Below are 20,845 nucleotides of genomic sequence, written 5' to 3'. Positions count from 1 at the left end.
GGGGCTGGACGTCCGGGTCCATGTCACGGTTGAAGGTGACGGTAACACTGATCGGCTCGGCGCCGACCTGGGTGGCCGCGCCCTCGCTGGTGGCGACGGTGACACTCGCGACGAAGGGATAGGCGGTCTCCGGCGGGGTGAGAAGGATAGGCTGATATTCTATGACTCCATAATTGAAGTCATCATAAAAGTCATAGATTGCTGCGTCGATCAGCGCTGTAGATGTAGTACCCCAGTAATTATTAGCTAGAGAATAGATGCTCCCTCTACTGCCGCGCATAAAAAAACGCATCCAATGATTGATGTCAAGATCCAGCCAATCATTAAGAAAGGCGTTGTTACTCCCTGGATTATCAGATGAAAGCCATTTTGATGTTTGATAAATTCCATCTTGTTTGATAACGCTTTTCAAAAAAACGCTACCGCTCGGCGATCTTCCTATTGATGTAGATACTAATGAGGCATCAACCAAAATATTTTGCACATGAGCACGCAAGTCAACATGAGCGACCCACGGCGAGACCCACGGTGAGCCTACATTATTATAAATACTATATTTTATATCACCTGCCAATGTAACTGGTGCCTGACCGCATGGAATCCACCGCGTTTGTTCAGGTACATATTGAGAAATACAATCAGAACTTTGATCGAATCGTACGTGGTCTAATAGATTCAAGGGAGTAGAGGGATCATCTCTAGTCGCGTACATATCACGAATTGACCCTAGTACTGGGTTGATGATTCTGGCATATTCAATACTAATGGTGCCTCTGGGTTGGTTGTCTATTGGGCCGCTTCCCTGATGACAATGGGATGTGTGGATAGAGCAGTCCAGTAAAGATCTCCACCGGTTGGGTTGCAGTACCTTGAACCAACAGATTGCCTTCAACCTGAATCTGGGGCTTGGCTTGAGCGGCATAGGGGTCTGCGGGATCGACACTGAAGAACTGAATTTGGGTCCCCTCAGTCACCGTCACAGTAGCACCTGCGGCAATGAACTTGGAGTCCGATACCAGCCAGAGGTCGCCCTTGGTCAGCGTCATGTCCGTGCTGATGATGCGCGGCAGTTCCCGGCCGCGCTGGACCAGCAGATAAAAGCGAGAGGAACTGGTGATGCTCCCGGCCCCCGGGTCGTAGCCATTGGTTGCCGTCATGGTCAACAAGAAGGGTATCAGGTGGTCGTTGGGCGTGTTGGCGGCAACTTGGAAACGGAAGGGTTGCTCGACACCGATAATGGCGCCCTCGGCATCCTTGATCAGGCCGTTATCGTCATTGTTGAAAGAGCCAACGGCGCCGTAAGCCACCGTGCCGTTGAGGATGGAGACATAGGGGTCGGCGCCAACGGCGCCAACGGCGCCCTCGGCCTGGGCCTGGAGGGTCACCTGGACATTCTCGGCCTTACCCCAGTGATTACGGATGATGATCGCCAGATCGACCGTCTCGCCAGCATCGACGATGCCGTCGTTGTCATTACCCGCGGCGACCTCGGGCGTGTCGAACAGGTAATGCTCCAAATAACTCAAGCTGGGCTGGGGCGCTTCGCTCAACGTCGCTAACGCGTCCGCGGGACCATAATTGGCAATGGCTGCGATCTGTCCCATGATGAAACGGGACGAATAGGTCTGCTTGTCAGGCCATTGGGTACGCGCCAAGGCGGCGATGCCGGACACCACCGGCGTAGCCATGGAGGTGCCTGACCAGGCGCCATAGCCGTTGCCAGGGAGTGTGCTCAGGATCTGGCTACCAGGGGCCATCAGTTCGTATTCCTGGGCATCCTTGGGAACGCAGTCGTAATTGGAGAAGCCGGACAGGTAGTCACCCTTCGCATCGGCGTTCTGGTTGCGCGCCATCACGCCCAACACCCAGTTGTAGGCGGCGGGGTAGAAGTTGGCGCCAAAAGGACAGGGCAGATTACCCTTGCCGTCATTACCAGCGGCGGCCACCAGCACCGAGGTACCAAAGGCCACCGTCAGGGCATCCTCCTCGGCGGAGGAGCGGGCATAGCCGCCGAAAGCCATGTTGATGACGTCGGCGCCCTTCTGCACCGCATAGTAGATGCCCTTGGCAACATCGGAGGCATTGAGGATGCCGCTGTACTGAGCGGCCTTGATCGCCATCAGCTTGACGCCGGGGGCGACGCCCACCCCGCCTTCGTTGTTGCCGCCCTGGGCGGCGATGATGCCAGCCACGTGGGTACCATGGCCGTGGTCGTCCATGGGGTCGCCGGAGGTATTCGCCACGACGCGGGCACCATGGATGTCGTCGATATAGCCGTTGCCGTCGTCGTCCACGCCGGACTGGCCAAAGAACTCCGCCGGGTTTTTCCACAGGTTGGCCGCCAGGTCGGGATGGGTGTAGTCCACGCCGGTGTCGATGACCGCCACCACCACGTCGGGGCTGCCGCCAGCAGGCAGCCCCTGGTCGGCCAGGTATTGCCAGGCGGCCGGCACCTTGGCCGCTTCCAGGTGCCATTGCTCGCCGACCCGCGGGTCGGTGTAGGACAGGGCAGCGATCTGGCCACCGGCCGCGGAGGCACCGGCCCCCGCGGCCAGTGCCTGAGCGGCCGGCTCGCCAATGGGTTTACGCACATAGTCCGGCTCGGCCAGTTCCACCCCGGGGGTGGCGGCCAGTTCCTTGACCAGGGCGGGGATGTCCAGGGCCGTCGGGGTGGTGGCCGCCGCGGAGGCCCCCGCCGCTTGGGCGGCCGGCGCCGCCGTGACGCGATACCAGCGGGTCAGGTCGGGAAGATCGACCTCTTGACCGTCCGGTCGGAGGGCACGGGCACCGGCGATGGGTTTGGCGGCGGCGGGGAAGAGGGGTACGAGTGCCTCAAACCCCTGATCCGCCAGGGTCTGGATCAGGTCTGGTTCGCTGACGATGCCCGGTTCGTCCAAGGCGAGGGCGGCACCCGCCAGCCGCCCCTGCGCCGGGGCTGCCACGCTCACCTCGGGCTTGAGCTTGATCAGCACGGCATCCGGGGCGTAGTCGCAACCCTTGGACGGGCAATGGCTCTGGGTGCTGGTGGCCGGATCGAAGGGGGAGTAGGCGTGCTTGGGGATGCCTTGCGCCGGGTCGTTCCGTGCGGGTCCGTACTGGCTGGGATGCTGGGCGGAACCGGTGGCGCCGGGCAGGTCCGTGGGGCTCAGGCGATCACGCCGGAACTGCTTGTACTGTTCGAGGATCGAGAGGGGTGGGCCTTCCTGGGTGAGGTCGCTGCTTTTCCCGGCCCCCGCGCTGGGTTCGGTGGAACCCGCCATCAAGGATGAACCCAAACAAGCGAGAAACAGGATCCACAAAGGCACGTAGCGAGCCATGTCAGCACCTCATCCAATGGGCGTAGCGGTTTGGGCCACAAGAACGGGGCTTGTACCGCAAATGCGGAATAATGTAAATACCGGTAACTGAATAAATTTCTCTTAATACGGGCCCCCAGGGACCTTACTGATACAACCAAATCCAATATGAATTGAGTAATTGTGAATTGTCAGCCTAGAAGCTGTTTTTTGACAGCCTCTTAGAGGATGACAGCGGCACCTACTTCAGTGGCCCGCCCAGGCCTGGCGCCAGGTCCCGCAAATAATCGGTATGAAAAGCCATCCAGATCACCACGGGTGCCACGGCGGGTAGAATCAGGAAGCCAAACTGGTAGGCCAGACCCGCGCCGTTCAGGGACAGAAAACCGTAGCCGAGCATTCCGGGCGCCTCGGGGCCTTGGTCGAAGAGCAGAATCTTCAGCACTTCAAAGCTCACCCCCCAAGCCTGGGCCAGTTGCAGGATGAGCAGGCCCATTAACCAAATCTTCACCTTGCGCCATCCCTGGCCAGGTGTAGTGAGGAGGAGGGCGGTGAAAAGGGGGATGCAATAGCCATACTTCAGCGCATTAACCAGGAACTTGCCGGCCAACACCATCTCGCCGGCGCTGCCGCCTGGTAGCTGAGCCGGTGTGGCCGGAACGGCAAGATAGACGGACACCTGGATCTGATGCCCGACTTGAGTGACGGACTGAATGGCGTAAGGAAGCTGGAAGGACAAAAACCCATCCACCAGCCTGGTCACGGGCCAAAGACCCACCTCGGCACTGTAATACCAGAGGGCGAAGGTGACGGGCAGCCAGGCGAGTACCTTGAGGAAAAAGAGGGCGACTGGACTAAGGCGCAGGGTGCATCTCTCCCTCCTGAGCTGGCCTGGGCAGGTACCGCAGCCAGACGAGGAAGATAATCAGCACGTCGCGCATGATCAACGCCTGCCAGAGATAGAGGTGCATCCACTCAAAGACCTGCATATTCCATTGGCCAATGTAGAAGAGACTAATGATGCGGATCAGGTTTAGCGACTGAACCAGCAAAAAGCCGATGAGGATGCCCCACAGCTTGTGCCTCCAGGGGGAGGGGAAGGCCAGCATGGCCGCCACCAGGACAATGGTCGCCCCCACCCCGTTGCAGCCGGCCTGAATAGCCACCGCAAAGCCATTGGTGACATCCCGGAGCACGATGCCCTCCGAGACCACATGGGGATCGAATAAGAGGACGAGCCAGGCGCTGACGGCGGGCACCCCCTCGGTGAAAGGGATCACCAACAGTTGTTGCACCGGTTGGAGCATCTCGGTGGTGAAGAGGACGCCCTGGATGACCAGAAAGATGAGAAAAATCTAAGTATATAAATGGTCCAGGCAATTGGTCACGATGGGGGCTTCCGGGGAAATCCTGGGGCCTGTCAATTCAGCCACGCCCGGTAACGGGTGCCGCGCACGGCGAGGCTGGAAGATGCCGCGCTATTGTATGATCTTGGCACCTGGACGGTTACCCTCATGATGCCTCGACCTGGCGGATGCGGGATGGTGCGATGACCCTTACGCCCTTGTGGGGCCAGTGAATTTATTTTTCCTGAGACCCACGACTGAATCCAAGAGACCTCAGCCCGCACCCTGCCCGCCCTGCTCCCTCACTCCAGCCCAAATCGCTTGATCCGCCGCCAGAGCGAGACTCGGTCGATGCCGAGAATCTCGGCGGCCCGGTTGCGGTTGCCGCTGGTATATTTCAGAACTTGGGCGACATAGGCGGCCTCGTTGCCCGCCAGGGTCGTCAGTTCGCCACTGGGTTCCACCTGCGGGACCAACCTCGGAGGGAGGTGGCGCAGACTCTCCGGCAGGTGGCTGGGCTCGATCCGGCCCCCCCGCGCCAGGGCGACGCCGCGCTCGAGCAGGTTGGCCAGTTCGCGTACATTGCCAGGGTAATCGTGGCGCACCAGCAAGGCCAGGGCCTCCGGGGCCAGGTCGTCCACCGCCTTGCCCATGGCCTGGGCGAACTTCTTCAGGAAATGCCAGGCCAAGAGGGGGATGTCATCCCGCCGGTCGCGTAGGGGCGGCAGGGTGAGATTGACCACATTGAGCCGAAAGAAGAGATCCGCGCGGAAACGCCCATTCGCCACCCCCTCCTGCAGGTCGCGATTGGTAGCAGCGATGAAGCGCGCATCCACGCCGACGGGCGTGGTGCCGCCCACGCGCATCAGTTCCCGCTCCTGCAGCACGCGCAGGAGCTTCACCTGCATGGCTGGGCTCATCTCGGCGATCTCGTCCAGGAAGAGGGTGCCGCCCGCCGCCATTTCGATGAGGCCGGGCTTCTGGCGATCGGCCCCGGTGAAGGCGCCCTTCTCGTGGCCAAAGAGTTCGTTGGCCAGCAACTCCTCCTGGAGGGCGCCACAGTTCACCGCCACAAAGGCCTGGCCGGCGCGGGCGCTGAAGAGATGAAGGTAGCGCGCCATGAGTTCCTTGCCCGTGCCAGACTCGCCGGTGATGAGGATATTGCAGTCCGTGGGGGCCACCTGGCGCGCCGTTTCCAGGAGGCGTTGCATCTCCAGATCCTCGGTGATGAGGTTGACCGGCCCCTGATAGCCCTCGAGACGGCGCCGCAGATCGCGGTTTTCCCGTTTCAGGGCCACGACCTCCAGGGCGCTTCTCACCAGCTGGCGCACCTCATCGAGTCGGTAGGGCTTGGCGATGTAGTGAAAGGCACCCTCCTTCATGGCGGCCACGGCGGAGTCCAGCGTGGCGTGACCGGTGATGACGATAACCTCGCCGTCGGGCTGGGAGGTGCGGGCCTGGCGCAACACGGCCAGCCCATCGACATCCTTCATGCGCAGGTCGGTGAGGACCAGGTCGAAATCCTGGCCCCGCAACGCCTGGATGGCCTCCTGGCCACCCAAGCAGGCGGTGACCGCGTAGCCCTCCTTCTGGAAGAGATGGGAGAGGTTTTTGAGGGCGGCGGCCTCGTCATCGACGACGAGGAGGCGAGGCTGATGGGTCTCATTCATTGGGTGTCTCCACCGGCCAACCAGAGAGCGAAGCAGGCGCCGCCCTCCGGGGGGCTGGACACCGCGATGGCGCCCCCCTGTTCGCGGATGATTTCGCTGACGATATAGAGCCCCAGCCCCGTCCCCTCGCCGGGTTGGCGGGTGGTGTAGAAGGGATCGAGGATGCGATCAACGCGGTCGGGCGGGATGCCAGGCCCATCATCCGTGACCCGGATCAAGACCCCGGGCTCAACGCGCTCCCCGCCTTCCACCGCGCCCACCTCGGGGCCCAACCCCTCGCCCACCACCAGCGCGGCGCCGACGGGAGGCCAATCCCCGGCCCTCGCCAACCTGGCCTCGATCCTGACCTGGCGGGTCCCCGCGTCCAGGGCGTTTTGGATCAGGTTGACGAATACCTGTTGCAGGCGCTGGGGATCCATACGGACCCAGAGGCCTGGGGGGATATCGCGGCTCAGGCTGTCTCCCGCCGGCAAGCGCTGCCCCAAGAGAAGCAGAGACCGGTCGAGGGTAGTCCCCAGGTGGGAGGTCAGGTCCGCGCGTCCGGGCTTACGGCTGTAGTCCAACAGGTTCAGCACGATGCGACGGGCTCGCTCGGTCTCGTCATCGATCTGGGTCAGCCAGCCGCGCAGATCCGCGCGCGCCTCCCGGGACAGGCCTGGCAGTCCCGCCAATTCCTCCAACAGAATCTGGCAGGCCCCAGAGATATTGCCCAGGGGGTTATTGAGTTCATGGGCGACGCCTGAGGCCAGGGTGCCCAGGGCCGCCAGCCTCTGGGCGTGCAGTACCTGACGGCGGCGCGATTCCAGTTCCTCCAGCATCCGGTTCAGAGCGGCGGTGAAGGAAACGATCTCCCGGTCGCGCGAGACCTCGGCAAAGGCCTGGAACCGGCCCTCCGCCAGGGGCTTGAGTTGGGCCTCGAGGCGCCGCAGGGGCCGACCGGCGGCGCCCCAGAGGAGTTGACCACCGGCCAGGGCCAGCAGGGCGACCAGGCCCAGGGTCCAGATCAAAGCCTGGCGGGACTGTCTCAGGGTCTCGATGAGCAGGCCCCGCTCACGTTCCGCCAGTCGGTCGCTGGCCTCGGAGATGGCGTGACCCGCCTCCCGCACCTTGGCCGCCTGGGTATCGCTGGAATCCAGGCCAGGCGGGTCGAGCAGGCGTCGGTAAACCGCGATGGCCGCGCTCATGGCCGCCAACTCATCCCCGGGCAGAACCCTGGCCAGGACCTCGCCATCACTGGTGACGCGGCCCGCCAGACCCTCGGCCAAGCCGCGGGCCGCGGCCAACTCACTGGGGGCATGATAGAGCAAGAAGTTCTTTTCATGCCGACGCATCTCCTGGGCATCGTCCTGGAAGGCGGTGATGGCCACCGCCTCCCGGACCCGTGACTCCAGGAAACGCAGGTCGCCGGAGGTGAAGAGGACGAAGCCAGCCACGCCAACGGCCAGTGCCAGGTAGGCCAGGATGATCTTGCCGAGAATGCTGGGCATGATAGGTTTCAAAGGTGAAACGTTGTTGCGCGGATTAAACGTCAAATATTTATCTCAGTCAATCAAGCAGATAAATCGGTAGCGCGGCATCGCGTTTCTGAAGCGAAACCATCGCCGCGGCCCTGCCCATCTGATAAATAGAATATTATCAATTAATTACCGTTTTACAGTTATCGGCACGCGAATTGCTCATTTGAGTATCCGAGCTGAATCCGAATCGCCCCTGGGGTCAGCTACCGCCACCGGAGTTGCTCATGGCCAGCCTTACCGACCAGATCAAGCAAGCCTTCCAGGCCTTGGGCAGAGCCAATGCCGGCGAGGTCAGCGGCCGCTATCGCATGGAAGCAGCCCTGCGCGCTGGTCCGGACGCCCCTGGCGTTTCTCACCCAGGCCAGCAAGGCCGACGGTTGATCGCCCTGGGCGTCGGCGCCACCTTGCCCACCCCCGTCCTGAACTACGCGGCTAGGGCCTGCCACCGCCTCCAGGCCGATCTGCTGCTGCTGACCACCGACCCCCTAGGCTTGCACGAGCAACTGTCCCAACACCGGACCCTGCTCGAGGGCATCGTCCGGGGGGCCGAGGGCCTGAGCGCCGTCAATCGGCGCACCGTACTGCGAGCACTGGCTCGTCACTCCCGCCTGCTCTTCGCGATTTCCGGAACCTCAGACGATCCCGTGCGCTGCCTGGTCGCCGGCAATCGCCGCCTCTTCGCGGGCCCATCGCCGGTACCGGTGGTCCTGGTTGGCAATCCCGGATGCCCCTCGCCGGACCCCATCGCCGCCCAACACCCGCCGATTTCGCCCTCACCTTTTCAACTCTTCCGACCCTGAGGTACTTGATGTCCCCTTCCAAAAAACCCATTGCCGCCACGCTGTTTTATGGCAGTGTGAGTCTATTGCTCTATATCCTGCTCTTCCTCTACGCCGACCAGTTGGTAGCCTGGGCCGAGCAAACCAAGGATCACAAGGCCTTATTCCTGATCCCGGTCGTGGTGGCCTTCATCTTCTCTTATTTTCATGGCACCTTCACCGGACTCTTCTGGGAGATCCTGGGACTAAGGGCGGCCAAGTCCGGTGGCAAACCGTAAGCAAGGAGTCGTAAGCAGTGGAAAGCAGTCTCTTTATCGAACTCAACCTCTATACCGCCCTGGCCCTCTTCGTGGTGGGCTTCGTGGGCGGCATGGTCTCGGGCTTCATCGGTTCCGGCGGGGCCTTTGTGCTGACCCCGGCCATGATGACCCTGGGCGTGCCCGGCATCGTGGCGGTGGCATCGAATATCTGCCACAAATTCCCCAAGTCCCTGGTGGGCGCCATGAAACGTCACAAGTACGGGCAGGTGGATGTCAAACTAGGCCTCATCATGGGCCTCTTCGCCGAACTGGGGATGCTCGTCGGCAAGCAGGTCATGACCGGCATCAAGCACAGTTTTGGCGACGTTGGGACCAGCCTCTATGTCTCGGTGGTCTTCGTGGTCGTGCTGGCCGTGGTGGGCCTCTTCGTGCTGCGGGATGCCTACCAGATGTTCCAGCAGGAAAAGGCGACGGGGGCTGAAGTGCCCCAGGAAACCACCCGACTGGCGCGCTGGGTCCAATCCGTACGCATCCCCGGGACCATGGTTTTCTTCCCCAGCATCAAGGCCCAGGTATCCCTGCTCTTCATCGTGCCCCTCGGCTTCGCCACCGGCATGTTGGCCGCCACCATTGCCGTGGGTGGTTTCATCGGGGTCCCCGCCATGATCTATGTGCTGGGGGCCCCCGCCCTGATGGCCACCGCCACCGAACTGGTGATCGCCTTTGTCATGGGTCTTGGAGGTACCATCCTCTATGCCCTGGACGGGGTCGTGGACATCCGCCTCGCCATGATCATTTTGGCCGGCTCCCTGTTCGGCGTCCAGATCGGCGCGATCGGCACGACTTACGTCAAGGACTCCGTGGTTAAACTGGTCATGGGTCTCATCATGGTCATCGTGCTGTTTTCGCGCTTCTTCTATGTGCCGGGTTATCTCTCCAAGCTGGAACTGATCGCGCCCATCCAGGACGCCACGATCGCCTACCTGAAGCTATTGGGAGACGCCACCCTGGTACTGGCCATGGCGGTGGGTGGTATCGCCATCATCATCGCCCTGATCCAGGGTATGGCGGCCCACCGCCTGGCCCAAAGGAGCTAAATCATGGGAACCCAGATGAATAGCATCCTCTTCGCCACCGACGGCTCGGAATTCTCCGCCGGGGCCCAACGGGTTGCCATCGCCCTCGCCAAGCGGTGCGGGGCCCGGCTCACGGTCATGACCATCATCCTTTCCCCAGGATCTGGAGGGGTTCGGTACCTATGGCCTGCGTGAGCAGATGGAACGGGAGGCCCAGGCCCTCCTCGCCGCCGTGGTTGCCGCCGCGGAGGCCGAGGGAGTTCCATGCCTCACCCAACTGGTGTATGGCGACCAACCCCACCAGGAAATCATCAACACCGCCCTGGAACTGGAGCCCGACCTGATCGTGCTGGGCCGGCGCGGCAAGCGTGGGCTGGCCCGCCTCATGGTGGGCCATGCCACCGCTCATGTCGCCGGTCAGGCCCCCTGCCCCGTGCTGATGGTGCCGCGTGCCGCGGCCATGTGGAGCCACCGTATCCTCCTCGCCACCGATGGCTCCGACCCGGGCAAGGCTGCCACGCAGGTGGCCAGGGATCTGGCCAGGGATTGCCAGCTCCCGGTGACCCTGGTCTCCGTCACCAGCCGCGGCCACAACCGGGAACGCAAGGCCGAGGCCCAAGCGGCGCTGGATCAAGCACTGGCCACCATGCAGGCGGCTGGGATCAATAGCGAGGCCCTGCTGGCGGAAGGCCGCCCGGACCAGGTGGTGGTCGAGACCGCCAACAACCGCCAGGCGGACCTCATCGTCGTTGGCAGCCATGGTCGTGGCGGACTGAGCCGCCTACTGCTGGGCAGCGTATCCGAACGCATCATGGGCCAGGCGCAATGCCCGGTGTTGATCGTGCCCGGGAGCAGCTGAACCCTACCGCTACCGGGGTAGGCGCGGGGCTTGAACCCGCGCCAAGGACAGGCGTGGCCTCGCCAACAGGAGGGTCTTGAGCGGCGGGAGGGGCGGCGATCGCCCGCCAAAGGCTTCCCCTTGGCGAGCTAGCAAGAGGGCCAGGATCCTCATCGGCATCCTGGGTGGTCCAAGCGCACCATGGCGCTTGGCAGCCTGGCCTTTGGAACTGGCGCTATTTTTGTCGAAGGGTTTAAGATGTGCCGGCGATCACCTCAACGGCAGTACTTATCCCATGAACAAGCTTGCGCGCTTTCTACCCTTTTTGGGCTGGTTTCCCCTCCGGGGTGATACGGCCAAGGCCGATTTCCTGGCGGGCATCACGGTGGCCCTGGTCCTGATTCCCCAATCCATGGCCTATGCCCAACTCGCCGGGCTGCCGCCCTATTTCGGCCTCTATGCCGCCTTCCTGCCGGTAGCGATCGCGTCCCTCTTTGGGTCCAGCGCCTTTCTCAGCACGGGCCCGGTGGCGGTGGTGTCCCTCCTGACGGCCTCGGCCCTGACCCCCTTGGCGGCGCCAGGCTCCCCCCAATTCATCGCCCTGGCCATCCTGCTGGCCCTGCTGGTCGGCGTGACCCAATTATTACTGGGCCTCTTCAAGCTGGGGGTGGTGGTCAATTTTCTGTCGCACCCGGTGATCGTCGGCTTCACCAACGCCGCCGCCATCATTATAGGCCTGTCCCAGATCTCCAAGCTGTTTGGCGTGCCCATGGGGCGCTCCGAGAGTTTCATGCACGACATTGCCGGCGTTTTCGCCCAGATCGGCGATACCCACTGGCCCACCCTGGCCATGGGACTCCTGGCCCTCGGGCTCATGTGGGGCATCAAGCAATATAAAAGGAAATGGCCCGGTGTCCTCATTGCCGTAGCCCTGACTACCACCTTGTCCTGGGCCATCGGCTTCGAGAAAAACCTGGAGGGCCAGACTGAGCAGATCGCGGACCCGGGGTTAGCGGAACTGGTTGCCGGACTCGGCAAGGCGCAGGCGGAAGAGGCCCGACTGGCGGCAGCCAAGGCCAGCCTGATGGTGGCCCTGAAGGAGGCGCGGCGGGAGGCCTTGCATGCCAGCGAGGCGGCCCGCCTCGGCTATGAATTGCACCTGGCCACCATCGCCACCACCGAGGCCGAGGGTCTAACGGCGGCCCTGAAGAAGGAACTGCGCAAGCTACCGGTGGCACGGGTCACCGACGCCCAGGGCGCCACCCTGGGCCTCTATCGCCTGGACCAGGTTCCGGCCGGCGCCAGGACGGATGGCGCCCATTACAGCATTCGCGGGGTCAAGGACCAGGGCTTCAAGCTGGTGGGGGGCGGTGAAGTGGTGGGCCGCATCCCCGAGGGCTTGCCGGCGCTGGCGCTGCCCAGCCTGAGTCTGGATGACATCGGCAGTCTGCTGACGGCGGCCATCGTCATCTCCCTGGTGGGCTTCATGGAGGCCATCTCCATCGCCAAGGCCCTGGCGACCAAGGCAAAACAGAAGGTTGACCCCAATCAGGAACTCATCGGTCAGGGCCTGGCCAACATTCTCGGCGGCTTCAGCCAGGCCTTTCCGGCCTCGGGCTCCTTCTCACGCTCGGCGGTGAATTTTGACGCTGGTGCCCGCAGCGGACTGGCGTCCGTCTTCACCGCCCTCTTCGTGCTCATCACCCTGCTCTTCTTGACCCCCCTCCTCTACCACCTGTCTCAGGCGGTGCTGGCGGCCATCATCATCATGGCGGTCATCGGCCTGGTGAACATCGAGGCGGTCAAGCATGCCTGGGAGGCCAGCCGTCACGATGGTATCGCCGCCATCGTGACCTTCGTCGCCACCCTGGCCTTTGCCCCCCATCTGGATGAGGGCATCCTGGTCGGGGCCGGCCTGGCCATCCTCCTTTACCTGTTCCGCACCATGAAGCCGCGCGTCGCCATCCTGGGCCGCTGCAAGGACGGCACCCTGCGCGATGTCAAGGTCCACCCCGACCTGCCGACCAGTCCGCACATCAACGCCATCCGCTTCGATGGCTCCCTCTATTTCGCCAATGTCGCCTATTTCGAGGACAACATCCTGGAGGCGGTGGCCGCCAAGCCAGACGCCAAGTGGCTGCTAGTGGTGGGCGATGGCATCAATCAACTCGATGCCTCCGGGGAGGAGGTCGTGCATCACCTGGTAGCGCGCCTACGGGATCGCGGCATTCAGGTCGTCTTTTCCGGGCTCAAGAAGCAAATCCTCGACGTCACGCGCCGCACCGGCCTCTTCGACCTCATTGGCGTGGACAATATCTTCGCCACCGAAGGCCAGGCCATTGCCGCGATTCACCAGCGGCTGGGTGTGGATGCCGAGGATGATCCCTTCCGGGCCATGGCCCTCGCCGGACAGACGGGCCGCTCCTGATCTCTCCGCCCGGCGGCCCGGCCGCCGGATACCCCCGCAGCCCCTACCCTAGCCCCGGGCCAGGGCCTGTTCCAGATCGGCCAACAAATCTTCGCTATCCTCCAGGCCTACGGAGAGCCGCACCAGGCCCTCGCTAATAAAATGGGCGGCCCGTTCCTCCTCGCTGTACACCGCATGGGTCATGCTGGCGGGGTGTTGGGCCAGGCTCTCCGCATCGCCGAGGCTGACGGCACGGATGAAGAGACGCAGGGCATCCATAAAGCGGCGGCCCGCGGCGATGCCCCCTTTCAACTCGAAAGCGACCATGCCACCCGGCTGGGCCATCTGCCGCTGGGCCAGGGCGTAATGCGGGAAGGATTCCAGTCCCGGGTAATGAACGACGGCCACCTGGGGATGGGCGGCGAGATAGGCCGCCACGCGCTGGGCATTGAGGCAGTGACGGTCCATGCGCAGGGCCAGGGTTTTGAGGCCGCGCAGCACCAGAAAGGCATCCTGGGAGGACATGACGGCGCCCGTCATGTCCTTTATTCCCACATAGCGCACCTCATCCAGGGCCGCCTTGGGCCCGACGATGGCCCCAGCCAGCAGGTCGCCATGGCCGCCAAGATACTTGGTGGCGGAGTGGACGACAAAGTCGGCTCCCCACTCCAGGGGGCGCTGCAGATAGGGGGTGCAATAGGTGTTATCCACCACCGTCAGTGCGCCGTGGCGTCGGGCGATGGCGGCGATGCCCGCGATATCGACCAGGCGCATGTTGGGGTTGGCGGGAGACTCGAAGAAGACCATGCGCGTCCTAGCGGAGATGGCGGCCTCCAGATTCGCGGGCTCAGTCAGGTCCAGATGCCGGACCTTGACGCCAAATTTCTCCAGCCCCTGATGAAAGAAGGCGAAGGTGCAGCCGTAGAGGGTCTGGTCCGCGATCAGCTCGTCGCCGGGGGCGAGCAGGGTCCAGAGCAGGGAGGTAGTCGCCCCCTGGCCCGAGGCCGTGACCAGTGCCGCCTCGCCCTGCTCCAGATTGGCGAGCCGCTCCTCCAGCAGGCAGGTGGTGGGATTGCCGACGCGGGAATAGACGAATCCCGCCTGCTCGCCGGCGAAACGGGCCGTGCCCTCCGCTACCGTAGGGAAGCAATAGGTGGAACTGAGGTAGATGGGTGGATTCAGGGACCCTTGACCCGCATAGGGGTCGTAGGCGTGGTGGATGGCGCGGGTTGCAAAACCCTGCGTCGGATAGGTTTCGTCTTGTTTAGGCATCCTGGGGTCGCGCGTTTTGGCATTTGAGCGAAGGAGACGAGGCAGTCTTGACAAATAACCTGATACTTTTCGCCCAACTGAGTAACCATCCCCCGGCAAAATCCGGGGGCTTTAAGTTACCGAACCGGCCAGCGATACTGATACCGAGGAGGTCTGCGGAGAGGTTACCGTCATTCGCACCCATCAATCAGAAAACCAGGTTGATGATGGTTTGGGAAACCAGCAGGAATAAGATGGTCATGATGCCGCCGGCGCGCAAAAAGTCCGGAACCCGGTAACCCCCAGGGCCCATGAGCAGAGCATTGACCTGATGGGTCGGGATGAGGAAGGAGTTAGAGGTAGAGATGGCCACGGTTAGGGCAAAGACCGCCGGATTTGCCCCGGCCCCGATAGCGATATTCACGGCCAAGGGCACGAGGAGTACGGTCGCGCCCACGTTGGACATGACCAGTGTGAAGAAGGTGGCGAGCACGGCGATCGCCGCTTGGATAACCCAGATCGGCATAGCCCCGAGTACTCGCAGGGTCTCCGTTGCGATCCAAGCCGCGGTGCCCGAGCCATCGACCGCCACCCCCAAAGGGATCAGGGAGGCGAGCAGGAAGACCGTCTTCCAACTAACCGCCTTGTAGGCCTCCTCCATGGACAGCACCCCCGATAGCACCATCCCCAAGGCCCCCGTCAACAAGGCGACGGAAAGACGCAAGTCAGTAAAGAGTACCAACCCAAGCGTGATGGCGAAAAATACCAAAGCCGGAAGCAGTTTATGCGGACGTAAATCTTCGTGGGGGTACTCGGTGGTAATCACCACGAAGTTGCGGTTCTTTTCCAAGTGCGCGAGATCCGCCCAAGTGGTATGCACCACTAGGACGTCGCCCACCTGAAAGGGGGTGTCGCGCACGCCAAGCGTACCCAGACTGACCGTACCCGTGCCCCGGTGTATTGCGAGTAACGACAAACCATAGGTCTTGCGCAACCAGACTTCGCGGGCAGTCTTGCCGATGAGGCTAGAGGCGGGAGGTATGACAATCTCGGCGATACCGGCCTTGGCCGGGGAAAGGGCGTCGGCAAAGAACTCCAGATCAGCGTGGACCTGGACGCCAGTCTCGTCCACAAAGGTCTTGAAGTTCTTATCCGATCCCAACAGACAAAGGATGGTCCCCGCCCCGATTTCCAGGCTACGATCGACCCCAGAGGCCCCAAAACGCAGCCCATCGCCCTTATCCATGCCAATACTACGCACCTTCCAGCGCCGTTCCATCTCGTCAACGTTGACTTGGCCCAGCGGGCTGTCAGCGGGGACGCGAACCTCATGCGTACCGAAGGCCTCCATGCCATAGGTATCGGCGAAATACTGCATCGTGTTCGCCCCCTCCAGACCCTCGTTCGGGCGTACCGGCAGCACGAAGCGACCCGCCAGCACGAAGTAAAGGATACCCGTGATCACCAGGCCCAGCCCGATAGGCGTAACGGCGAAGAGAGGGAAGATGGCCATCCGCACATCCTCGGGCAGGGTTTGGTTAGAGGTCAGGATCAAGTCGTTGAGCAGAATCAGGGGGCTAGACCCGACCATGGTCACGGTACCGCCTAGGATGGCGCAGAAACCCATGGGCATGAGTAACCGCGACATAGGCAGGCCTGTGCGCGCCGAAATGCGGCTGACGACTGGCAAAAAGAGGGCTGCGGCACCCACGTTCTGCATGAAGCTGGAGATGAAGGCTACCGTACCGGAGATGATGGGGATGATACGAGTCTCCGTGCGGCCGCCCACGCGCAGGATGAAGGCGGCCACCTGCGACATGAGTCCGGTCTTGTCCAGGCTAGCCCCGATGATCATGACGGCGATGATGGAAATGACCGCATTACTGGCGAAGCCGTCGAACAGGTGGTTGATGGGCACCAAGCCCTCGGTCAGGCCCATCAGGGGGGCTAGCAGGCTGGTGAGTCCCAAGAGGACCATCACCGAGATGGCGGCGACATCGACACCCACGACCTCGAAGGCAAACAGGAAAACGACAAGCAACAAGAAGGCTGTGACCCAAGCGATCTCCACCGTGGGTACGATGGTGGCCAGGGCGAGCCCCGCCAGGAGAAAGCAGACGGCACCGATAGCGCGGGCCTTCAGGGCGGGAGTCTTCAGAGCCATGGCATTTTCCATCTTTGAACAACGTGGAAGTCATTTAGTATCTTAACCTCAACCGTGGTCCTGGACCAGCATGCCGGCGGCTGATCCATACCCCTCATTCCGGGGAGTACGTCGGTCAAGGTCCGCGAGATTCCAGATGAAGATGGCAAAATCCAGCGGATGCCAATCGCACCAGGGCGAACTTCAGGCCCACTCAATGGGGAAGGCCAGCACCTGGTCGATGTGGCTAGCGCCCATCTTGACCATGAGCAGCCGATCCAGACCCAAGGCAACGCCGGAGGAGGCGGGCAGGCCCGCCTCCAGGGCGGCGAGAAAGCACTCATCCAGGGGTGGCACCGCCAGGCCCAGGTCGCGACGCCGGGCTTGATCTTGCTCGAAGCGGCGGCGCTGCTCCCGCGGATCGGTGAGTTCCTGGAAGCCATTGGCCAGTTCCAGGCCTTCCAGGTAGAGTTCGAAGCGTTCAGCCACGGGTTCGGGGCCGGGCCTGATGTGGGCCAGGGCCGCCTGGCTGGGGGGATAATCGCGGATGAAGGTGAGCCGGTCACGGCCGAGATCCGCCTCCAGGCAATGAGTCAGGAGCAGATCCAGCCAGCCGTCGCGGTCGAGATCCAGGTCCTCGGCACCGGCGACCGCCTGGGCCTGGGCGCCAGCCTGGAGTTCCGCCGTCTGGGCGTGGAAGGGGTCCAGGCCGAGGCGGGACAGGAAAAGATCGCGATAGGCGAGAATTTCTACCGGCCGCTCGGGCTGGCCCAAGGCACCGCGCACCAGGTCTGCCACCTCGGCCATGAGTTGCTCCAGCCCCCAGCCGGGGCGATACCACTCCAGCAGGCTGAATTCGGGATGATGGCGACGGCCGCGCTCGCCGTCACGAAAGACCTTGCAGATCTGGTAGATGGGACCGCTGCCCGCCGCCAGCAGGCGCTTCATGGGGAACTCGGGTGAGGTCTGCAGCCACAGGGGCTCGACACCGGCGGGGGACGACCAGGCGGTACGCCAACTCTCTAGGGCGGGATCGGGCAGACCGGCGTGGGAGGCGAGAGGCGTCTCGACTTCCATCACGCCCGCATCGGCAAAAAAGCGGCGCAGGCCAGCATAGAGGCGCGCCCGGGCTTGCAACGCCGCCTGATCCGCCTTGGGACCCCACTCCAGCGGCTTGCTGGCGTCAGGCTCCCAACCAGCGACGGTCGGACCCAGGGGACCGCTCATTCCTCCTTGGCGCGGGAGACGTACTCCCCGGAGCGGGTATCCACCTTGATGAGTTCGTCGGTCTGGACAAAGAGGGGCACGCGCACAACGGCACCCGTCTCCAGCGTCGCCGGCTTGCCACCACCGCCCGAGGTATCTCCCTTGAGGCCGGGGTCCGTTTCGACGATGCGCAGAATGACGAAGTTCGGCGGGTCCACGGACAATGGGGCGCCGTTGTAGAGGGTCACCTGGCAAATATCCTGTTCTTTTATCCACTTAGCGGCATCGCCAACGGCCGGGGCCTCGGCGATCAGTTGCTCATAGCTCTCCGGGTCCATGAAGTGCCAGACATCGCCGTCGTTGTAGAGATACTGCATCTGGGTATCATGGACATCCGCCGCCTCGACGGTGTCGCCGGACTTGAAGGTGCGCTCCACCACGCGCCCGGTCTTGAGGTTGCGGATCTTGACGCGGTTAAAGGCCTGACCTTTGCCTGGTTTAACAAACTCATTCTCGATAACGGCGTAAGGGTCGCCGTCCAACATGATCTTGATGCCGCCGCGAAACTCGTTGGTGTTGTAAGTCGCCATGTCATTCACTCATCGGATGGGGTCACAAAACGACTCATTATACCCAGCACCCTGCCCTTTTCCGTCCCGGATATTGCCCGGGAAGGCCGATTGGCAACAGGAACTGCGGGAGGCCTTTACCCAACCCGAGGCACTGCTCGAGAGCCTGGGGCTGGACCCCCGCCTCGCCGCCCCGGCCGCCGCGCGCCAGTTCCCCTTTCTGGTCCCCCGAGGTTTCGCCCGGCTCATGATCCCGGGCGACCCGCATGACCCCCTGCTGCGCCAGGTGCTGCCCCTCGCCGCCGAACTCGAGGAGCACCCCGGCTACTCGGCGGACCCGGTGGGCGATGCCCCGTCCCGGCGCGCCACCGGCCTGCTGCGAAAATACCGGGGCCGCGCTCTGCTGCTAGTCACCGGGGCCTGCGCCCTGCACTGCCGCTACTGCTTCCGGCGACATTTCCCCTACGCCCGTGACACCCTAGTCCAGGATCGCGACCAGGGGGCTCTGGCCCTGCTGGCGCGGGACCCGGGCATCACCGAGGTCGTCCTCAGTGGTGGCGATCCCCTGATGCTGGATGACGAACGCCTGGCCGCGCTGATCGAGCATTTGACGGCCATTCCCCACTTACGCCGGCTGCGCTTGCACACGCGCCTGCCGGTGGTCCTGCCAGCGCGCATCACCCCCGCCCTCCTGGCCCTGCTCGCCGCCAGCCGGTTACCCATCGCCCTCGTCATCCACGCCAACCATGCCCGCGAAGTGCGCGGCGAGGAGGTACGCACCGCCCTGAGTGCCCTGAAGCCGACCGGCGCGACCCTGCTCAACCAAAGCGTCCTGCTCCGTGGCGTCAACGCGGATGCGGCCAGCCTGGCGGCCCTGAGTGAGGCCCTGTTCGCGGCGGGCGTCCTGCCCTACTACCTGCACCTGCTCGACCCCGTAGCCGGGGCCGCCCACTTCGCGGTGCCCCTGGCGGAGGCGAGGGCGATCATGATCAGACTCAGAACCGAATTACCCGGTTATCTGGTCCCAAAACTGGTGCGGGAGCTGCCGGGAGGAGCTTACAAGGAGCCCTGTGGCTAAGCGCCGGGCGCCCTTTACGGCCAGAAGACGCCTTGCCCGGCTCGGACGGGCGCGACTCGGTGAGCCCCGGCTGGCCTTGCGGGACCGGAGTAAGGATAATCTCCCGTTCCAACTTTCCTGATCCGCCTCATTCCATGGAATACGCCTCGTGCCGCCAAAACTCTTGATCCTCACCGCCCAGGAAGACGAAGCCAAAGGCATCGTCGCCGGCCTGCGGCAGGTGGGCCTGGAGGCACGGGGACGGCAGTGCGCGGGGCCCGACCGGCTCAAGGAGATGGTCGCCACCAGCGCGCCGGATATCCTGCTCTGCTCCCCCCAGCCGCCGCTCATCGACCTGCCCGCCTGCCTGGAGCAGTACCGGAAACTGGCCACCGACCTGCCCCTCATCCTCCTCACCGATGCCGCCACCGACGCGGCACAAATCCTGGAGGCCCGCCGACAGGGGGCACGCGATGCGGTGGAAAAGGGGCATTTCGCCTGGCTAGCGCTGGTCATCGGCCGGGAATACCAGGATCTCCAGCAGAGGCGGCTGGTGAAAAAACTGGAGCGGCGGGTGCAGGTCCTGGAAGAGGGCTACGGTAAGAGCGCGACCCACCGGCCAACCCCGGCCAAGGCCTCCCAGGCCCGCACGCAGGATGAGGACCGTCAGTTCGCCGAGCGCATCAGCCGCGCCTTGGGCGGTGATTACTTTCAGTTATTCTACCAGCCGATTATCAGTCTCAAGGGCGATGGCCAGGAGCGCTACAACCTCTTCATCCGGCTGCGCGACGACCGGCATGGGATACGCGAGGCCAAGGAATTCCTGGCCGCCGCCGTCCAATCCGGCCGCATGGTGGCCATTGACCGCTGGGTCATCAAACACGCCCTCATCGCCCTGGTCGAACAACGCGAGCTGGGCCGTCAACTCAACTTTTTCATCAACCTGGCCGGGGAGACGCTGCGGGAGGAGCAGCTTGCCTCCTGGATCGCGGACCACCTCACCCAGCAGCAGGTGCCGGCGGACTGGCTGACCTTCCAGGTCCTGGAGGAACATGCCCACGCCCATGCCGACATCTATACGAAATTGACCCAGGACTTAGCCCGGATGGGCTGCCACATGGCCCTCAACCGCTTCGGCGCCGCGCCTAACCCGGACAAGCTGCTGGCCATTCTGCCGGCGGACTTCGTCAAGCTCGATGCCCAGTTGACCACCGGCATCGCGGAGGATGATCGCAAGGAAAAGCGGCTCAACCAACTCATCAGGTTGATTCGTGATCAGGGCAAGGCCAGCATTGCCACCAATGTCGAGGATGCCCGCACCCTCAGCGTTCTCTGGACCGCTGGCATCGATTACGTCCAGGGCAACTTCCTGCAGCGTCCCTCGCCAACCCTGGACCCGGTCCAGTAGCCGGATAGGACCCGGCTCCAGC

At 63.2% G+C, this 20,845-nt stretch carries 18 protein-coding genes; 8 read left to right on the top strand and 10 right to left on the bottom strand.

Annotated elements, in window-relative coordinates; all coding sequences use genetic code 11:
- The 6 genes from IPN92_20550 to IPN92_20525 all read right to left on the bottom strand — a co-directional run.
- On the bottom strand, nucleotides 1-412 hold a 412-nt coding region (locus tag IPN92_20550), incomplete at its 3' end, for a hypothetical protein (protein MBK8640556.1).
- 349 nt (nucleotides 413-761) lie between these two features.
- Nucleotides 762-3,260 (bottom strand): S8 family serine peptidase, encoded by a 2,499-nt coding sequence (locus IPN92_20545; GenBank protein MBK8640555.1) that lies wholly within the window; start codon nucleotides 3,258-3,260, stop codon nucleotides 762-764.
- Nucleotides 3,261-3,537: 277 nt separating this feature from the next.
- Nucleotides 3,538-4,035 carry a hypothetical protein gene (locus tag IPN92_20540; protein ID MBK8640554.1) on the bottom strand — a complete coding sequence of 166 codons (498 nt, stop codon included), beginning with the start codon at nucleotides 4,033-4,035 and terminating at the stop codon, nucleotides 3,538-3,540.
- A 115-nt stretch (nucleotides 4,036-4,150) separates the two neighbouring features.
- Nucleotides 4,151-4,603, bottom strand: a complete 453-nt coding sequence (gene xrtH, locus IPN92_20535; protein MBK8640553.1) for an exosortase H — start codon at nucleotides 4,601-4,603, stop codon at nucleotides 4,151-4,153.
- A gap of 341 nt (nucleotides 4,604-4,944) precedes the next feature.
- Nucleotides 4,945-6,312 carry a sigma-54-dependent Fis family transcriptional regulator gene (locus IPN92_20530; protein ID MBK8640552.1) on the bottom strand — a complete coding sequence of 456 codons (1,368 nt, stop codon included), beginning with the start codon at nucleotides 6,310-6,312 and terminating at the stop codon, nucleotides 4,945-4,947.
- Nucleotides 6,309-7,799 (bottom strand): sensor histidine kinase, encoded by a 1,491-nt coding sequence (locus IPN92_20525; protein MBK8640551.1) that lies wholly within the window; start codon nucleotides 7,797-7,799, stop codon nucleotides 6,309-6,311. The genes IPN92_20530 and IPN92_20525 overlap by 4 nt, the downstream gene beginning before the upstream one ends.
- Before the next feature lie 254 nt (nucleotides 7,800-8,053).
- On the opposite strand from IPN92_20525, the gene IPN92_20520 reads away from it, so the two are divergent.
- The 6 genes from IPN92_20520 to IPN92_20495 all read left to right on the top strand — a co-directional run bounded on the left by IPN92_20520 (nucleotide 8,054) and on the right by IPN92_20495 (nucleotide 13,210).
- A complete protein-coding gene (locus IPN92_20520) occupies nucleotides 8,054-8,629 on the top strand; it encodes a hypothetical protein (protein ID MBK8640550.1) in 576 nt (191 codons plus the stop codon).
- 8 nt (nucleotides 8,630-8,637) lie between these two features.
- Nucleotides 8,638-8,886, top strand: a complete 249-nt coding sequence (locus IPN92_20515) for a hypothetical protein (protein MBK8640549.1) — start codon at nucleotides 8,638-8,640, stop codon at nucleotides 8,884-8,886.
- A gap of 17 nt (nucleotides 8,887-8,903) precedes the next feature.
- Complete coding sequence (locus tag IPN92_20510) at nucleotides 8,904-9,965, top strand: sulfite exporter TauE/SafE family protein (protein ID MBK8640548.1); 1,062 nt, start codon at nucleotides 8,904-8,906, stop codon at nucleotides 9,963-9,965.
- A gap of 15 nt (nucleotides 9,966-9,980) precedes the next feature.
- Nucleotides 9,981-10,139: a universal stress protein gene (locus IPN92_20505; protein MBK8640547.1), complete on the top strand. Its 159-nt coding sequence runs from the start codon at nucleotides 9,981-9,983 to the stop codon at nucleotides 10,137-10,139.
- Between the two features lie 4 nt (nucleotides 10,140-10,143).
- Entirely contained in the window at nucleotides 10,144-10,803 is a 660-nt protein-coding gene (locus IPN92_20500; GenBank protein MBK8640546.1) for a universal stress protein, read from the top strand.
- 274 nt (nucleotides 10,804-11,077) lie between these two features.
- The gene (locus IPN92_20495) at nucleotides 11,078-13,210 is read left to right on the top strand and encodes an STAS domain-containing protein (protein ID MBK8640545.1); all 2,133 of its coding nucleotides are present in this window, start codon (nucleotides 11,078-11,080) and stop codon (nucleotides 13,208-13,210) included.
- A gap of 48 nt (nucleotides 13,211-13,258) precedes the next feature.
- On the opposite strand, the gene IPN92_20490 is transcribed toward IPN92_20495, so the two are convergent.
- The 4 genes from IPN92_20490 to efp all read right to left on the bottom strand — a co-directional run bounded on the left by IPN92_20490 (nucleotide 13,259) and on the right by efp (nucleotide 18,379).
- Nucleotides 13,259-14,461 carry a methionine gamma-lyase gene (locus IPN92_20490; protein ID MBK8640544.1) on the bottom strand — a complete coding sequence of 401 codons (1,203 nt, stop codon included), beginning with the start codon at nucleotides 14,459-14,461 and terminating at the stop codon, nucleotides 13,259-13,261.
- A gap of 187 nt (nucleotides 14,462-14,648) precedes the next feature.
- Nucleotides 14,649-16,604 carry an SLC13 family permease gene (locus IPN92_20485; protein MBK8640543.1) on the bottom strand — a complete coding sequence of 652 codons (1,956 nt, stop codon included), beginning with the start codon at nucleotides 16,602-16,604 and terminating at the stop codon, nucleotides 14,649-14,651.
- 183 nt (nucleotides 16,605-16,787) lie between these two features.
- Entirely contained in the window at nucleotides 16,788-17,810 is a 1,023-nt protein-coding gene (gene genX / locus IPN92_20480) for an EF-P lysine aminoacylase GenX (GenBank protein MBK8640542.1), read from the bottom strand.
- Nucleotides 17,807-18,379, bottom strand: a complete 573-nt coding sequence (gene efp, locus IPN92_20475) for an elongation factor P (GenBank protein ID MBK8640541.1) — start codon at nucleotides 18,377-18,379, stop codon at nucleotides 17,807-17,809. The genes genX and efp overlap by 4 nt, the downstream gene beginning before the upstream one ends.
- Before the next feature lie 16 nt (nucleotides 18,380-18,395).
- Here efp and epmB point away from each other — a divergent pair, with 16 nt between their 5' ends.
- Both epmB and IPN92_20465 read left to right on the top strand, forming a co-directional pair.
- Nucleotides 18,396-19,436, top strand: a complete 1,041-nt coding sequence (gene epmB / locus IPN92_20470) for an EF-P beta-lysylation protein EpmB (GenBank protein ID MBK8640540.1) — start codon at nucleotides 18,396-18,398, stop codon at nucleotides 19,434-19,436.
- 148 nt (nucleotides 19,437-19,584) lie between these two features.
- Complete coding sequence (locus IPN92_20465; protein ID MBK8640539.1) at nucleotides 19,585-20,823, top strand: EAL domain-containing protein; 1,239 nt, start codon at nucleotides 19,585-19,587, stop codon at nucleotides 20,821-20,823.
- Nucleotides 20,824-20,845: the final 22 nt, after the last annotated feature.

The sequence above is a fragment of the Chromatiaceae bacterium genome (assembly GCA_016714645.1).
Lineage (GTDB): Bacteria > Pseudomonadota > Gammaproteobacteria > Chromatiales > Chromatiaceae > M0108.
Note: the sequence above shows the minus strand (reverse complement) of the source record. Positions and strands in the feature narration are given on the sequence as shown.

Excerpts from the sequence above, each read along its gene's own strand:
- IPN92_20545 (MBK8640555.1), bottom strand. The coding sequence starts at position 3,260 with ATGGCGGGTTCCACCGAACCCAGCGCGGGGGCCGGGAAAAGCAGCGAC.
- xrtH (MBK8640553.1), bottom strand. The coding sequence starts at position 4,603 with ATGCTCCAACCGGTGCAACAACTGTTGGTGATCCCTTTCACCGAGGGG.
- IPN92_20530 (MBK8640552.1), bottom strand. The coding sequence starts at position 6,312 with ATGAATGAGACCCATCAGCCTCGCCTCCTCGTCGTCGATGACGAGGCC.
- IPN92_20525 (MBK8640551.1), bottom strand. The coding sequence starts at position 7,799 with ATGCCCAGCATTCTCGGCAAGATCATCCTGGCCTACCTGGCACTGGCC.
- IPN92_20520 (MBK8640550.1), top strand. The coding sequence starts at position 8,054 with ATGGCCAGCCTTACCGACCAGATCAAGCAAGCCTTCCAGGCCTTGGGC.
- IPN92_20515 (MBK8640549.1), top strand. The coding sequence starts at position 8,638 with ATGTCCCCTTCCAAAAAACCCATTGCCGCCACGCTGTTTTATGGCAGT.
- IPN92_20505 (MBK8640547.1), top strand. The coding sequence starts at position 9,981 with ATGAATAGCATCCTCTTCGCCACCGACGGCTCGGAATTCTCCGCCGGG.
- IPN92_20500 (MBK8640546.1), top strand. The coding sequence starts at position 10,144 with ATGGAACGGGAGGCCCAGGCCCTCCTCGCCGCCGTGGTTGCCGCCGCG.
- IPN92_20495 (MBK8640545.1), top strand. The coding sequence starts at position 11,078 with ATGAACAAGCTTGCGCGCTTTCTACCCTTTTTGGGCTGGTTTCCCCTC.
- IPN92_20490 (MBK8640544.1), bottom strand. The coding sequence starts at position 14,461 with ATGCCTAAACAAGACGAAACCTATCCGACGCAGGGTTTTGCAACCCGC.
- IPN92_20485 (MBK8640543.1), bottom strand. The coding sequence starts at position 16,604 with ATGGCTCTGAAGACTCCCGCCCTGAAGGCCCGCGCTATCGGTGCCGTC.
- genX (MBK8640542.1), bottom strand. The coding sequence starts at position 17,810 with ATGAGCGGTCCCCTGGGTCCGACCGTCGCTGGTTGGGAGCCTGACGCC.
- efp (MBK8640541.1), bottom strand. The coding sequence starts at position 18,379 with ATGGCGACTTACAACACCAACGAGTTTCGCGGCGGCATCAAGATCATG.
- epmB (MBK8640540.1), top strand. The coding sequence starts at position 18,396 with ATGGGGTCACAAAACGACTCATTATACCCAGCACCCTGCCCTTTTCCG.